Origin of the sequence: Klebsiella sp. 54 (assembly GCF_018223875.1) — a bacterium.
GTDB classification, from domain to species: domain Bacteria; phylum Pseudomonadota; class Gammaproteobacteria; order Enterobacterales; family Enterobacteriaceae; genus Klebsiella; species Klebsiella quasipneumoniae.
On sequence record NZ_JAGRRA010000003.1, the window covers coordinates 152,802 to 167,435 of the forward strand.

Here is a 14,634-nt window from a genome sequence, read left to right on the forward strand (position 1 = left end):
GATAGCGATTTTTTGCCGCCTCGCTCGCGGCGCATCGTGAGCGAAGCCTTTAATGCAAAGTACATTGTCAAATGAAACATATCCCAGTGCGCTCCCGCAGGGCCAAAAAAGGATCTTCGGCAAAAAAGGGCAAACATCAGCACAATTAGCTAATTCACGCCGTGGACCAAAAACGCTTTTTCCATGCCAGGGGTTGACTTTGAAACGGCTATCCAGTAACTCTAAAAGCATAACGATTTCATCTGGAGTTTGACGCAATGATTCGCACCACTCGCATCACCAGCCTACTACTACTAAACGCATGCCATTTGCGCGGTAGGCTGTTGGGCGACGTTCAGCGTTAAGTCATCTTCCAGCAAGACTATAAAACCCGCGCCTTGGCGCGGGTTTTTTTATGCTCGTCAACAAGGCGCCAGGACACAGACTAAGGATCCAAACCATGAGCCAGCAAGTCATTATTTTCGATACGACCTTACGTGATGGCGAACAAGCGTTACAGGCAAGCCTGAGTGTCAAAGAGAAGCTGCAGATCGCTCTGGCCCTCGAGCGCATGGGTGTTGACGTGATGGAAGTCGGTTTCCCGGTTTCTTCTCCGGGCGATTTTGAATCCGTGCAGACCATCGCGCGCACCATCAAAAACAGCCGCGTATGCGCTCTGGCGCGTTGCGTTGAGAAAGATATCGACGTGGCGGCGGAATCCTTAAAGGTGGCCGAAGCGTTCCGTATCCACACCTTCATCGCCACCTCGCCGATGCATATCGCCACCAAACTGCGCAGCACCCTGGATGAAGTCATTGAGCGAGCGGTTTATATGGTGAAGCGGGCGCGCAATTACACTAACGATGTCGAATTCTCCTGTGAAGACGCCGGCCGTACGCCAATAGCTGACCTGGCTCGCGTCGTGGAAGCAGCGATTAACGCTGGCGCCACCACCATAAATATTCCGGATACCGTCGGCTACACCATGCCGTTCGAGTACGCCAACATTATCAGCGGCCTGTATGAGCGCGTACCGAATATCGACAAAGCCATTATCTCCGTTCACACCCATGATGACCTGGGCATTGCCGTCGGCAACGCCCTCGCCGCGGTCCACGCCGGAGCTCGCCAGGTAGAAGGCGCGATGAACGGTATCGGCGAGCGCGCCGGCAACTGCGCGCTGGAAGAGGTCATCATGGCGATTAAAGTGCGCAAAGACATCATGAACGTGCACACCAATATCAACCACCATGAAATCTGGCGCACCAGCCAGACCGTCAGCCAGATCTGCAACATGCCGATCCCGGCGAACAAAGCCATCGTCGGCACCGGCGCCTTCGCCCACTCCTCCGGTATCCACCAGGACGGCGTGCTGAAGAACCGCGAAAACTACGAGATCATGACCCCGGAATCCATCGGTCTGAACCAGGTGCAGTTGAACCTGACCTCCCGTTCCGGCCGCGCGGCGGTGAAACACCGGATGGAAGAGATGGGCTACCAGGAGAGCGATTACAACCTGGATCACCTGTACGACGCGTTCCTGAAGCTGGCGGACAAAAAAGGACAGGTCTTCGATTACGATCTGGAAGCGCTGGCCTTTATCAACAAGCAGCAGGAAGAGCCAGAGCATTTCCGCCTGGATTACTTCAACGTTCAGTCCGGCTCCAGCGATATCGCCACCGCCTCGATCAAACTGGTCTGCGGGGATGAGATCAAAACTGAAGCCGCCAACGGCAACGGTCCGGTCGATGCTATCTACCAGGCGATTAACCGCGTCACCAATTACAACATTGAATTAGTGAAATATGGCTTAAGCGCGAAAGGCCACGGCAAAGACGCCCTGGGCCAGGTGGATATCGTCGTTGACTACAACGGCCGCCGTTTCCACGGCGTTGGTCTGGCAACGGATATCGTAGAGTCGTCAGCCAAAGCGATGGTTCATGTGCTGAACAACATCTGGCGCGCCGCCGAAGTCGAAAAAGAATTGCAACGCAAAGCTCAGAATAAAGAGAACAATAAGGAAACCGTGTAATGTCGAAGAATTACCATATTGCCGTTTTGCCGGGTGATGGCATTGGCCCGGAAGTGATGAACCAGGCGATGAAAGTACTGGAAGCCGTGCGCCAACGTTTTGCCATGCACATTACCACCAGCCAGTACGACGTCGGCGGCGCGGCCATCGACCGCCAGGGAACTCCCCTGCCGCAGGCGACGGTCGCCGGATGCGAGCAGGCGGACGCGATCCTGTTCGGCTCCGTTGGCGGCCCGAAGTGGGAACACCTGCCGCCCGCAGAACAGCCAGAGCGCGGCGCCCTGCTGCCGCTGCGTAAACACTTCAAACTGTTCAGCAACCTGCGCCCGGCCAAACTGTATCAGGGGCTGGAAGAGTTCTGCCCGCTGCGCGCCGACATCGCCGCCAACGGCTTCGACATTCTCTGCGTTCGCGAACTGACCGGCGGCATCTACTTCGGCCAGCCGAAAGGCCGCGAAGGCAGCGGTCAGCATGAGAAAGCTTTTGATACCGAGGTGTATCACCGCTTTGAAATCGAACGTATCGCGCGCATCGCTTTTGAATCTGCCCGTAAACGTCGTCACAAAGTGACCTCCATCGATAAAGCCAACGTTCTGCAGTCCTCTATTCTGTGGCGCGAAATCGTCAGTGAGATCGGCAAAGAGTATCCGGACGTTGAGCTGGCGCATATGTATATCGATAACGCCACCATGCAGCTGATTAAAGATCCGTCTCAGTTCGACGTGCTGCTGTGCTCCAACCTGTTCGGCGACATCCTCTCCGACGAGTGCGCAATGATCACCGGCTCGATGGGTATGCTGCCGTCCGCCAGCCTTAACGAACAAGGTTTCGGCCTGTACGAGCCTGCAGGCGGCTCGGCGCCGGATATCGCTGGCAAAAATATCGCTAACCCGATCGCGCAGATCCTCTCCCTGGCGCTGCTGCTGCGCTATAGCCTTGACGCTAACGAGGCGGCGAGCGCAATTGAAAGCGCGATTAACCGCGCTCTGGAGGAAGGGGTTCGTACCGGCGACTTAGCGCGCGGCACGGCGGCGGTCAGCACTGATGAAATGGGCGATATCATTGCCCGCTATGTCGCAGAAGGGGTGTAATCATGGCGAAGACGTTATACGAAAAATTGTTTGATGCGCACGTGGTGTATGAGGCGCAAAACGAAACCCCGCTGTTGTATATCGACCGCCATCTGGTGCATGAAGTTACCTCCCCGCAGGCCTTTGACGGCCTGCGCGCCCACGGCCGCCAGGTGCGCCAGCCGGGTAAAACCTTCGCCACCATGGATCACAACGTCTCGACGCAGACCAAAGACATTAACGCGTCCGGCGAGATGGCCCGCATTCAGATGCAGGAGCTGATTAAGAACTGTAAAGAGTTCGGCGTTGAGCTGTACGACCTGAATCACCCGTACCAGGGCATCGTTCACGTAATGGGCCCGGAACAAGGGGTGACCTTGCCGGGGATGACCATTGTATGCGGCGACTCCCATACCGCCACCCACGGCGCGTTCGGCGCGCTGGCCTTCGGCATCGGCACTTCCGAAGTGGAACATGTGCTGGCGACCCAGACCCTGAAACAGGGTCGTGCGAAAACCATGAAAATCGAAGTGCAAGGCAAAGCGGCGCCGGGCATCACCGCCAAAGATATCGTGTTGGCGATCATTGGTAAAACCGGCAGCGCCGGCGGCACCGGCCACGTGGTGGAATTCTGCGGCGAAGCGATCCGCGATCTGAGCATGGAAGGTCGCATGACCCTGTGCAACATGGCGATCGAGATGGGCGCCAAAGCGGGCCTGGTCGCGCCGGATGAAACCACCTTCAATTACGTACGCGGCCGTCTGCACGCGCCGAAAGGCAAAGATTTTGACGATGCGGTGGCGTACTGGAAAACCCTGAAAACCGACGACGGCGCCACATTTGACACCGTGGTGACGCTGCAGGCGGCTGAGATTGCTCCGCAGGTGACCTGGGGCACCAACCCAGGCCAGGTGATTTCGGTCACCGATAATATCCCCGATCCTGCGTCATTCAGCGACCCGGTGGAACGCGCCAGCGCTGAGAAAGCGCTGGCCTATATGGGACTGAAATCCGGCATCCCGCTGACGGAAGTGGCTATCGATAAAGTGTTCATCGGCTCCTGTACCAACTCGCGTATCGAAGATTTGCGCGCCGCGGCGGAAATCGCCAAAGGGCGTAAAGTGGCGCCGGGCGTCCAGGCGTTGGTGGTACCAGGTTCCGGTCCGGTGAAAGCGCAAGCGGAAGCGGAAGGCCTGGATAAGATCTTTATCGAAGCCGGCTTTGAGTGGCGCTTACCGGGCTGCTCGATGTGTCTGGCGATGAACAACGACCGCCTGAACCCGGGCGAGCGCTGCGCCTCCACCAGCAACCGTAATTTTGAAGGCCGTCAGGGCCGCGGCGGACGCACGCACCTGGTGAGCCCGGCAATGGCCGCGGCGGCGGCTGTGACCGGCCATTTCGCCGATATCCGTAATCTGAAGTAAGGAGACCATCATGGCAGAGAAATTTACCCAACATACCGGCCTGGTGGTTCCGCTGGATGCTGCAAACGTCGATACCGACGCGATTATTCCCAAGCAGTTTCTGCAGAAAGTGACCCGCACCGGCTTTGGCGCGCACCTGTTCAACGACTGGCGCTTCCTCGATGATAAAGGTCAACAGCCGAACCCGGAGTTCGTGCTGAACTTTCCTGAGTACAAAGGCGCCTCTATCCTGCTGGCGCGGGAAAACTTCGGCTGCGGCTCCTCCCGCGAGCATGCGCCGTGGGCGCTGACCGATTACGGTTTTAAAGTCGTTATCGCCCCAAGCTTTGCCGATATTTTCTACGGCAACAGCTTCAACAACCAGCTGCTGCCGGTGACGCTGAGCGATGAGCAGGTCGACGAGCTGTTCAGACTGGTGCAGGCCAACCCGGGCATTACGTTTGAAGTGGACCTGGAAGCGCAGGTGGTGAAAGCGGGGGATAAAACCTACAGCTTTAAGATCGACGATTTCCGTCGCCACTGCATGCTTAATGGCCTGGATAGCATCGGCCTGACGCTGCAACATGAAGCGGCGATTTCCGACTATGAGCACAAGCTGCCGGCGTTTATGAATTAAGCTTCGCGCCCGGTCATTTGACCGGGCTTTTTAATTTATTGCGGCAGAAAATTGAGATCTCACGCACAAAAAACAATATTAATTCTTCGAACGTCAGCCCATGACGTTGGCCTGCCCCACGCGATAAAGACGAATGATTTCGCTTTCTTCCCCCTGACCTGCGCGGTTTATGTATTAACCCTTCACTGCAAGTAAAAATAAGGTATGAGTGTTTAATATAAAAATATAACAATGTGAAAGAAGCGTTAATCTCATAGAGAACCCCTATAGCTCACAGCAAAAAAAAGCATTATTTTTCAATTTTTCCCCTCGCTATCTTTTCCCACAGAGAAATATTAACTAAGGACACGCCCGGGCCCCCGCATAGCGGCCTCCCGGCCTCCTGTGGAGAGAAGAGATGAGCCACTATCCGCACCTTTTCAGTCCGTTGACCATCAACGGCATGACGCTAAAAAACCGCATTATTATGCCCCCGATGGGCACCAATATGGCTACGCTCAATGGCGAGGTCTCGCAGGAACAGCTGGAATACTACGAACTGCGGGCCAAAGGCGGCACCGGTCTTATCACCATCGAAAATATCTGTATTGATTTCCCTTTCGCTTCCAACGGCACCACCCAGCTGCGCATCGATAACGATCAATATATTCCACGGCTGTTTAAATTAACCGAGACCCTGCATAAACACGGCGCCTGCGTATCCATTCAGTTAAATCACGCTGGCGCTTCCGCTTATGCCTACCGCCTCGAGGGTCAGACACCGCTCTCCTCCTCGACGACGCCCTCGAAAAAGCACGGTAATATTCCGCGGCCAATGACCCATGAGGAAATTTATCACGCGGTGGAAAAATTCGGGGACGCCGCAGAGCGCGTTCGTCGCGCGGGTTTTGACTGCGTCGAAATTCATGCCGGCCACTCCTATTTAATTAGCCAGTTTTTATCGCCGTTATTTAACAAACGCACCGATGAATTTGGCGGCAGCGTCGAAAACCGCACTCGAATATTAGGTCTGATTGTCGATAAAGTTCGCGCCTGCGTCGGGCCACGTTTTCCGGTCAGCCTGCGCATCAGCGCCGACGACTTCCTCAAAGGCGGCAATACTCTCGAAGATTCCTTGCGCATCCTTGAGCTCTGTCAGGAGAAGGTCGATATCATCAACGTCTCGGCGGCGCAGAACGACAACCTGAATCTGCAAATCGACCAGATGTCGCTGGAGGATGGCTGGAAGCGTTACCTCTCCCGCGCGGTGCGCGATAAATTCCATAAGCCCACGGTCATCGCTGGCAATATCCGTACCCCGCAGGTGGCCGAGGATATCCTCGCCAGCGGCGATGCCGATCTCATTGCCATTGGTCGCGGTCTGATTGCCGAGCCGGAGTGGGTGCAGAAGGTGCAAAGCGGTAAAGAGCGCCTGATGCGCAAATGCATCTCCTGCAACATCGGCTGCGCCGACCATCGCATCGCCCGCTCGCGTCCGCTGCGCTGTTCAATTAACCCGGACATCATTCACGGCGATGCCTACAAAACGCGGCGCGTTAATCGCGAAACGAACGTGGTCGTCATCGGCGCCGGCACTGCCGGGATGGAGGCCGCCTGCACCGCGGCGGAAGTCGGTTGCCACACCTGGCTGCTGGAGGCGAAAAATCACGTCGGCGGTCTCGCCAGCGATATCGCCCGTCTGCCGGAGAAAAAACGCATCGCGGATTTCCCGCAGTTTATGAAAAACCGCATCGCCGCGCTGGACAACCTGATGCTGCAGGTCGGCAAACGGGCAGACGTGGCCTCGGTTTCCGCCCTGCGTCCACATCTGATCGTCAATGCCACCGGCTCAACCCCCCTGCTGCCGCCCATTGCTGGACTGCGGGAGAATATTGACGCCGCGGAAGGCAAAGTCTTCTCCATTACCGGCATGATCGACAATCTGGCGAAATTTACCCATGTCGAGGGCAAACGCATCGCCGTTGTCGGCGCGGGCGCCGTTGGCCTCGACGTCATCGAATACTTTACCGCTCGCGGCGCGCAGGCGGTCTTAATCGAAATGCAGGACGCCGCCGGTCGCGATCTCGACATCATTACCAAGAATGCCATGTTGACCATGCTCGACGAGCACCAGGTCGAACAGCACATGAATACGCAACTGATGGCGGTGGCTGCCGACCATTTCCAGGTGAAAAATACACAGCACACCTTCGATATCCCCTTCGACTATGGCTTTGTCTGTCTGGGGATGCGCGCCAACCGGACGGGTCTCGACGAGATCGAACGCTGGGCCAATGCCAATAACGTCAAAATCATGAATATCGGCGACAGCGTGATGGCGCGACGCATTATCGACGGCATCCGCGAAGGCCGCAACGTGCTGGACACCCTCGAAGACATGGGTGCGCTGGGCAGCCGCGAAGCACAACGAATTCCCTTTCTAACTTATTGAGGATTTTTGTCATGGCAGAACGTATTACTGGACACACTGAGCTGATTGGTCTGATCGCCACCCCGATTCGCCACAGCATGTCGCCCACCATGCACAACGAGGCTTTCGCCCATCTCGGGCTGGACTACGTCTACCTGGCTTTTGAAGTCGGTAATCAGGAGCTGAAAGACGTTGTCCAGGGCTTCCGGGCTTTGAAGCTGCGCGGCTTTAACGTCTCTATGCCGAACAAAACCGAGATTTGCCAGTATCTCGATAAGCTGTCGCCGGCGGCGCAGCTGGTCGGGGCGGTGAATACCGTGGTCAATGACGACGGCGTCCTGACCGGGCATATCACCGACGGCACCGGCTATATGCGCGCCCTTAGCGAAGCGGGTATCGATATCATTGGCAAGAAGATGACCGTGCTCGGTGCCGGCGGTGCGGCGACCGCACTCTGCGTCCAGGCGGCACTGGATGGCGTGAAGGCGATCTCCATCTTCAACCGTCGCGATAAATTCTTCGCCAACGCCGAAGAAACGGTCGCCAAGATCCGCAACAACACGCGCTGTGAGATCCATCTGTTCGATCTTGACGATCATGACAAACTGCGTGCCGAAATCGATAGCAGCGTGATCCTGACCAATGCCACCGGGGTCGGCATGAAGCCGTTCGAAGGCCAGATGCTGCTGCCGGACGACAGCTTCCTGCGTCCGGATCTGATCGTCTCCGACGTCGTATACAACCCGCGCAAAACCCACCTGCTGGAAGTGGCTGAGAAAAAAGGCTGCCGCACGCTAAACGGCCTCGGGATGATGCTGTGGCAAGGCGCGCGCGCGTTCGAAATCTGGACGGGTAAACAGATGCCGGTTGATTACATCAAAAGCATCCTGTTCTAAGGGGCAAGCGATGAAAAATAAATACGTCCCTACCGCGGCAGGGCTGTACCTCAACTACCTGATCCACGGCATGGGGGTGCTGTTAATCACCCTCAACATGGCCCATCTTCAGGAACAGTGGGGAACAGATAAAGCCGGCGTATCGATCGTTATCTCCTCGTTAGGTATTGGTAAGTTAGCGACCATCGTGACCGGCTTTCTGTCGGATCGCTTTGGTCGTAAGCCCTTTATCTATCTGGGGATCCTCAGCTATCTGATCTTTTTTATCGGCATTCTGCTGACCAAAAATATCTATCTGGCCTATGTCTTCGGCATTATGGCGGGCCTGGCGAACAGCTTCCTCGACTCCGGCACCTATCCGGCGCTGATGGAATCTTTCCCGCACTCCGCCAGCCGGGCCAACGTGCTGATCAAAGCCTTCGTTTCCGCCGGGCAGTTCCTGCTGCCGTTCATTATCAGCTTCCTGATCTGGGCGAATCTATGGTTCGGCTGGTCGTTCGTGATTGCGGCGGCGCTCTTTGTACTGAGCGGGATTTACCTGCTTAAAATGCCATTCCCTGACAGCCAGGCAGCGAAAAAAGAGGAATCTCCTGAGCCACAGGCGGAAACGTTCGCCCGTCCGCAGGCCAACAAACTGGATATGATGATCTTCACGCTGTACGGCTATATCGGCATGGCGACGTTCTATCTGGTCAGCCAGTGGCTGGCGCAGTACGGCCAGTTCGTGGTCGGGCTGCCCTATGCCTCGGCGATTAAGCTGCTCAGCATCTATACCGTTGGGTCGTTGGTCTGCGTCTTCGTGACTGCTGCCTTCGTCAAAGAGGTGTTCAGCTCTGCCGTCGCCATGATCATCTATACTGGCCTGTCGATGGTCTCGCTGCTGCTGGTGTGCCTGTTCCCGACGCCGATGATGGTTACCGGCTTCGCCTTTGTCATCGGCTTTGCCGCCGCGGGCGGAGTGCTACAGCTGGGAGCGACGATCATGGCGATGAGCTTCCCGAACGGGAAAGGCAAGGCAACCGGGATCTTCTACACCGCCGGCAGTATCGCCAGCTTCACGATCCCGCTGATCACCGCCAAACTTTCGCAGATCAGTATTGCCAGCATTATGTGGTTTGATTTTGCGATCGCCGTGATCGGCTTTGTGATCGCCCTGTACATCGGCTATCGTCAACTGCAGGCTCGGGCGGCGCAAAAAGTATCACCCACCGCAGTCACCGCCTGAGGTTCAACGCGAATAATAATGGATGCCTACATGACAAATGCAGTTACCGTAAAGAACATCACCTTCCAGGAAGGGGAAACCTTAATTTGTGTACCGCTGATCGGCAAAACGCTGGATGAAATACTGGGTAACGCCCACGGCCTGGTCGACGCCGGCGCCGATATCATCGAATGGCGCGTTGACCACTTTACGCAGGTCAGAGAGATGGCCCAGGTGATGGCCGCGCTGGCGGAAATCCGTGGTGCGCTGAAAGCCCTGCCGTTGCTGTTCACCTTCCGCAGCAAGAAAGAAGGCGGCGAGACCGAGCTCAGCGACGATGCCTACTTCGCGCTCAACCGCGAAGCGGCGCGCAGTGGACTGGTTGATGTCATCGATGTCGAGCTGTTCAATGATGAAGCGCAGATCCGCGCGCTGGTTGACGATGCGCATGCCGCGGGCGTCAAAGTGATCATGAGTAACCATGATTTTCATAAAACCCCCGCCCAGGAAGATATCATCTATCGCCTGCGCCGCATGCAGGATCTGGGTGCCGATCTGCCGAAGATCGCGGTGATGCCGCAATCGCCGCAGGACGTTCTGACCCTGCTCGCCGCCACGCTGACCATGAAAGAGAAGTATGCCACCCGCCCGCTGATCACCATGTCGATGGGAAAATCAGGCGGCGTCAGCCGGGTGACCGGGCGTCTTTTTGGCTCAGCCATGACCTTCGGTACCGTGGGTCAAGCTTCCGCGCCGGGACAGATCGCCATCAATAAGCTGCGTGAAGTGATGGATATTCTCTCCTGATAACCCCTTAGCCCGGAGGACCACTCCGGGCTATTCGCTAACAGATCTTCTGGCTGTCGTGGATGACCACATTTTTAAACGACTGCAGCGCCGGGGAAAGTCCCCGGTCTTTCATGGTCGCCAGATAGATATAGCGCGGAGGGAGGGTGTTTTTAATCTTCAGGATATGGACGTTGTAATGGGAGAGCGCCGAGATCCGCGGCATGATCGCGATCCCGTAGTCAATGCTGACCAGCCCGGCCATCGCGGTATCCTCTTCCACGTAGCAGGCAATCTCCGGCACCAGCTTTTGCTGCATAAATACATTATCGATAAACGGACGTAAGCCGCTATTTTCTGAAAAATAGATATAGGGATAATGAATCGTCTCCACGAGGTCGACTTCATGTTCATACAGACGGGCCAGCGGATGATCCCTGGCGGTCACCACCACCAGCTCCTGCTGAATAACCGGAATAAAATCGATATCGGGCTCATCGGCAATATAAGAGCAGATCGCCAGATCGACTTTTCCCGCTTTCAGCTCCTGCAACAGCGTCAGCGAGGTCCCTTGAGTAAAAGAAAAAGTCACATTGTGAAACTCAGGTGAAAGAGAATATTTATTAATTAACTGCGGAACAACATATTCGCCCATCGTGTAAATAAAGGCGATACGAATGTTTTCTTTATTTTCAGCGCCGTTTTTTTGCAAAACTGTGCGGCCATTTTCCAGTGAGGCCAGGGCATCTTCGACATACGGCAGAAAACGCTTGCCGTTTTGCGTAATTTTAACGTTCCGTCCCTGTCTGGCGAACAGTGCGACCCCTAACTCCTTCTCCAGCTCTGATATCGCATGGCTTAGCGAAGGCTGGGTGATGCACAGACTGGAGGCCGCTTCGGTATAATGTTCAGTTTCAGACAGACGTTTAAAATAATAAAGTTGCTTTAGGTTCATTATTTTTGCCCGTATAATATAAGAATAAATCCACTGATGCTAATATACCATGCAAGCCACCAATAATGCGCATGAGCGGGTAAATATCGGCGGTGTATCAAATATTATTTTCTGAAGCGTATGAATGTGCCACAAAGCGTTGCCATTCATAGATACTACCTATAGTTCCCGGAGATATTTTTGCATATACAAATATATGCAAAAATATTTTAAACTTTAAAGGATCTCGCTATGAGTATGTCAAACTCTCAGGAAGTCCTCACTTCCTCATCAGGGACGAAAAAAAGAAGCCGCGTTCGGATAGTTATTTTACTGCTGTTGTCCGTCGGAACGATGATCAATTATCTCGACCGCACCATCCTCGGTATCGTTGCCCCACAGTTAACCCAGGAAATTCATATCGATCCGGCGATGATGGGCATCATTTTCTCCGCCTTTGCCTGGACCTATGCCCTGGCGCAGATCCCCGGCGGCATGTTTTTAGACCGCTTCGGCAACAAACTGACCTATGCCCTGTCAATTTTCTTCTGGTCGCTGTTTACCCTGCTGCAAAGTTTCACCCTCGGGCTTAAATCTCTGCTGCTTCTGCGCCTGGGACTTGGCGTCAGTGAAGCGCCCTGCTTCCCGGCCAACAGCCGCATCGTCAGCACCTGGTTCCCGCAGCATGAGCGCGCACGGGCGACGGCAACATATACGGTTGGTGAATATATAGGACTGGCGGCCTTCTCACCGCTGTTATTTTTAATCCTCGAACATCACGGCTGGAGAACGCTTTTTTTCCTCACCGGAGGATTAGGTATTTTATTTACTTTGGTGTGGTGGCGTTTTTATCACGAACCCCATGAATCGCGCACGGCTAATCAAGCGGAGCTGGATTATATCGGCGCAAACGGTATTAACAATAAAATCCAGAACGTTCCATTTAACTGGCGTGACGCCAGGCGCCTGCTGGGCTGTCGCCAGATCCTCGGCGCCAGTCTGGGTCAGTTTGCGGGCAACACCACGCTGGTGTTTTTCCTGACGTGGTTTCCCAGCTATCTGGCCAACGAGCGCCATCTTCCCTGGCTGCACGTTGGCTTCTTCGCCACCTGGCCGTTTCTCGCCGCCGCCATCGGCATCCTCTTCGGCGGCTGGATCTCGGACCGACTGCTGAAGCGAACCGGCTCCGTCAATATCAGTCGGAAGTTACCAATAATTTCCGGATTATTACTCTCCAGCTGTATTATTGCGGCGAACTGGGTGAGCGCCAACAGCACCGTTATTATTATTATGTCAGTGGCATTTTTTGGTCAGGGAATGGTTGGTCTGGGCTGGACGTTAATTTCTGATATTGCCCCGGAAAATATGGCAGGCCTGACCGGCGGGATATTTAATTTCTGCGCTAATATGGCGTCGATTATAGCCCCACTGATAATTGGCGTGATTATCTCCGCAACGGGTAACTTCTTTTACGCACTGATCTACGTCGGCCTGACGGCGCTGATCGGCGTGATTGCCTACATTTTTATCATCGGCGACATCAAGCGAATCGAACTGAAGTAAAGACGGCGGCCCCGGCGAATTGCACGCCGGGGCGAAGAGGACGGTCAGATATCTTTCACCTTGCTGGTTAAAAACAGCGTCACCAGCGAAATCGCGGCGATCGTCCAGTAGACGCTGGCGTGGCCATAGCTCTGCGACAGCGCCCCCTGCATCACGCCGGCGAGGATCACGCCAGTGGAAATACTGTTGGTAAACAGGGTGGTCGCCGCCCCCGCGCGTCCCGGCATTAAATCCTGGAACCACAGCATGCCGATCCCGGCGATTATGCCGATAAAAATGGCGTTGAACAGCTGCAGGGCCAGCAGCGCCGTTCGGGCATGAAACAGGATCAGCCCCAGATAAAACAGCACACCGGCCGCCACCGCCGCTACCATCATTTTACGTTTACCAAAGCGCTTCACGTAGTAGCCGGCGAGGATCATCGCCGGAATCTCCAGGCCGGCGGCGGTGCCCATCAGGATCCCGGCCAGACTGTCGGGAAGCCCGAGATCGCTGCTGATCCACAGCGGCATATCAATGATATACATGGTGTTGCAGGTCCACATCAGGGTGGAGGCGATAAACAGCATCCGCACATTCTTGTCCTGCCAGCCGCCGGCCTGCGCCAGCGCCTCCGCCTCTTCCGAGGGCTGTTCCACGCGCGGAACCGAGGGCAGTTTGACCGCAATCAGCGCCAGGCTGATCGCAAAGATGCCCGCCGCAATAGAGAACATGGTGGTAAAGCCATAGTTGAGCGCCAGCATAAAGGCCAGCGGCGGGCCAATCACCCACGCCAGAGACAGCTGGGCACGCATGACCGAGCTGAACATCACCACTTCCCGCGCCGAGCTGTCGGCATATTCCCGCGCCAGGGCAAAGAGCTGAGGCATGGCGGCGTTAGCGATGGATGCCAGCATCACCCCACAGGTGATCAGCGTCAGATAGTGGCGGTTGAAGGCAAACAGCAGCGCATTGCCTACCGCCATCAGACAGCAGAACATAATTAACCGCCGCCGGTCGCCGCGGCTATCGGAGCGCTTGGCCAGCGCCAGGCTCACCAGGATCCCGGCTATCGCATTCACGGTGTAGAACAGGCCCACCCAGAACGGCTGCGCCCCCACTTCGCGGCTGAGAAACAAACTCAACGTCGGCGCCTGCAATGCGCCCGCCACGCCCATCATAAAAGCAACCAGCATAAAGGCGGCATAGACGCCGTTTAGCCGTCGTCCCATCGTCATCAACCACAGCATGAAATGTCCTTAACACACGCGAAGTAAACGAAAAAAGCCAGCAGAGGCTTTCTGCTGGCGGGTGATTCTATACTCTGTGGATTTCACGTTGCAGGACAAACGGTTAACCGTTTTGCGCAGCGCTTACGCTGGCACCGAAAGGGTGAGTCCCGTAGGGGCGATTCACGCGGCCAGAACATAGGCTCTGGGAGCATCGACAGCGATAGACCCGGGCAAGCGCGCGCACCTGCAGCTTGAAAAACGACGAGTATAACACCAATACTCAGTCACACATGATGTCTGCAAGTCAATGATCAGAGGTCTTTGACGTCACTCCCCACTGCATCAGTTCGCCCAGGATTTCCTGCTGTCGTCCTGCCATCAGGCGGGCCAGCCAGGACGCTTCCTGCGTCGCAGAAAAGTAGCGCTGGTAGAACGATTTTGCGGTAGACCTCATCATATTCACCTCCTCGCTTCATCGGGATTCATTATTGGCTTAATATGGGGAGTAA

At 55.5% G+C, this 14,634-nt stretch carries 13 protein-coding genes; 10 read left to right on the top strand and 3 right to left on the bottom strand.

The window, feature by feature from the left end; genetic code table 11:
• The first annotated feature begins 257 nt into the window (after positions 1-257).
• The 9 genes from leuL (at position 258) to aroD (ending at position 10,438) form a co-directional block, all read left to right on the top strand.
• Positions 258-344, top strand: a complete 87-nt coding sequence (gene leuL, locus KHQ24_RS10425) for a leu operon leader peptide (RefSeq protein ID WP_017901192.1) — start codon at positions 258-260, stop codon at positions 342-344.
• 95 nt (positions 345-439) lie between these two features.
• Entirely contained in the window at positions 440-2,011 is a 1,572-nt protein-coding gene (gene leuA, locus KHQ24_RS10430; protein WP_004204323.1) for a 2-isopropylmalate synthase, read from the top strand.
• Positions 2,011-3,102 carry a 3-isopropylmalate dehydrogenase gene (gene leuB / locus KHQ24_RS10435; RefSeq protein WP_017901193.1) on the top strand — a complete coding sequence of 364 codons (1,092 nt, stop codon included), beginning with the start codon at positions 2,011-2,013 and terminating at the stop codon, positions 3,100-3,102. The genes leuA and leuB overlap by 1 nt, the downstream gene beginning before the upstream one ends.
• 2 nt (positions 3,103-3,104) lie before the next feature.
• Positions 3,105-4,505 (top strand): 3-isopropylmalate dehydratase large subunit, encoded by a 1,401-nt coding sequence (gene leuC, locus KHQ24_RS10440; protein WP_004177417.1) that lies wholly within the window; start codon positions 3,105-3,107, stop codon positions 4,503-4,505.
• A 10-nt stretch (positions 4,506-4,515) separates the two neighbouring features.
• On the top strand, positions 4,516-5,121 hold the full coding sequence (gene leuD / locus KHQ24_RS10445; RefSeq protein WP_004204321.1) for a 3-isopropylmalate dehydratase small subunit: 606 nt from the start codon (positions 4,516-4,518) through the stop codon (positions 5,119-5,121).
• 397 nt (positions 5,122-5,518) lie between these two features.
• Positions 5,519-7,552, top strand: coding sequence for an FAD-dependent oxidoreductase (locus KHQ24_RS10450; RefSeq protein WP_048294153.1), 2,034 nt, complete (start codon positions 5,519-5,521; stop codon positions 7,550-7,552).
• A gap of 11 nt (positions 7,553-7,563) precedes the next feature.
• Positions 7,564-8,427, top strand: coding sequence for a shikimate dehydrogenase (locus KHQ24_RS10455; protein WP_017901194.1), 864 nt, complete (start codon positions 7,564-7,566; stop codon positions 8,425-8,427).
• A gap of 10 nt (positions 8,428-8,437) precedes the next feature.
• Positions 8,438-9,652 (top strand): MFS transporter, encoded by a 1,215-nt coding sequence (locus KHQ24_RS10460; protein WP_057213392.1) that lies wholly within the window; start codon positions 8,438-8,440, stop codon positions 9,650-9,652.
• Positions 9,653-9,682: 30 nt separating this feature from the next.
• The gene (aroD, locus tag KHQ24_RS10465; protein WP_004204316.1) at positions 9,683-10,438 is read left to right on the top strand and encodes a type I 3-dehydroquinate dehydratase; all 756 of its coding nucleotides are present in this window, start codon (positions 9,683-9,685) and stop codon (positions 10,436-10,438) included.
• A gap of 37 nt (positions 10,439-10,475) precedes the next feature.
• On the opposite strand, the gene KHQ24_RS10470 is transcribed toward aroD, so the two are convergent.
• Positions 10,476-11,372 (bottom strand): LysR family transcriptional regulator, encoded by an 897-nt coding sequence (locus tag KHQ24_RS10470; RefSeq protein WP_004204315.1) that lies wholly within the window; start codon positions 11,370-11,372, stop codon positions 10,476-10,478.
• 231 nt (positions 11,373-11,603) lie between these two features.
• Here KHQ24_RS10470 and KHQ24_RS10475 point away from each other — a divergent pair, with 231 nt between their 5' ends.
• Complete coding sequence (locus tag KHQ24_RS10475) at positions 11,604-12,914, top strand: MFS transporter (protein ID WP_004204313.1); 1,311 nt, start codon at positions 11,604-11,606, stop codon at positions 12,912-12,914.
• A 44-nt stretch (positions 12,915-12,958) separates the two neighbouring features.
• Here KHQ24_RS10475 and KHQ24_RS10480 read toward each other — a convergent pair whose 3' ends face one another.
• Positions 12,959-14,143: a sugar efflux transporter gene (locus KHQ24_RS10480; RefSeq protein ID WP_004204311.1), complete on the bottom strand. Its 1,185-nt coding sequence runs from the start codon at positions 14,141-14,143 to the stop codon at positions 12,959-12,961.
• 286 nt (positions 14,144-14,429) lie between these two features.
• Complete coding sequence (sgrT, locus tag KHQ24_RS10485; RefSeq protein ID WP_004204309.1) at positions 14,430-14,582, bottom strand: glucose uptake inhibitor SgrT; 153 nt, start codon at positions 14,580-14,582, stop codon at positions 14,430-14,432.
• Positions 14,583-14,634: the final 52 nt, after the last annotated feature.

Excerpts from the sequence above, each read along its gene's own strand:
- leuL (WP_017901192.1), top strand. The coding sequence starts at position 258 with ATGATTCGCACCACTCGCATCACCAGCCTACTACTACTAAACGCATGC.
- leuA (WP_004204323.1), top strand. The coding sequence starts at position 440 with ATGAGCCAGCAAGTCATTATTTTCGATACGACCTTACGTGATGGCGAA.
- leuB (WP_017901193.1), top strand. The coding sequence starts at position 2,011 with ATGTCGAAGAATTACCATATTGCCGTTTTGCCGGGTGATGGCATTGGC.
- leuC (WP_004177417.1), top strand. The coding sequence starts at position 3,105 with ATGGCGAAGACGTTATACGAAAAATTGTTTGATGCGCACGTGGTGTAT.
- leuD (WP_004204321.1), top strand. The coding sequence starts at position 4,516 with ATGGCAGAGAAATTTACCCAACATACCGGCCTGGTGGTTCCGCTGGAT.
- KHQ24_RS10450 (WP_048294153.1), top strand. The coding sequence starts at position 5,519 with ATGAGCCACTATCCGCACCTTTTCAGTCCGTTGACCATCAACGGCATG.
- KHQ24_RS10455 (WP_017901194.1), top strand. The coding sequence starts at position 7,564 with ATGGCAGAACGTATTACTGGACACACTGAGCTGATTGGTCTGATCGCC.
- KHQ24_RS10460 (WP_057213392.1), top strand. The coding sequence starts at position 8,438 with ATGAAAAATAAATACGTCCCTACCGCGGCAGGGCTGTACCTCAACTAC.
- aroD (WP_004204316.1), top strand. The coding sequence starts at position 9,683 with ATGACAAATGCAGTTACCGTAAAGAACATCACCTTCCAGGAAGGGGAA.
- KHQ24_RS10470 (WP_004204315.1), bottom strand. The coding sequence starts at position 11,372 with ATGAACCTAAAGCAACTTTATTATTTTAAACGTCTGTCTGAAACTGAA.
- KHQ24_RS10475 (WP_004204313.1), top strand. The coding sequence starts at position 11,604 with ATGAGTATGTCAAACTCTCAGGAAGTCCTCACTTCCTCATCAGGGACG.
- KHQ24_RS10480 (WP_004204311.1), bottom strand. The coding sequence starts at position 14,143 with ATGCTGTGGTTGATGACGATGGGACGACGGCTAAACGGCGTCTATGCC.
- sgrT (WP_004204309.1), bottom strand. The coding sequence starts at position 14,582 with ATGATGAGGTCTACCGCAAAATCGTTCTACCAGCGCTACTTTTCTGCG.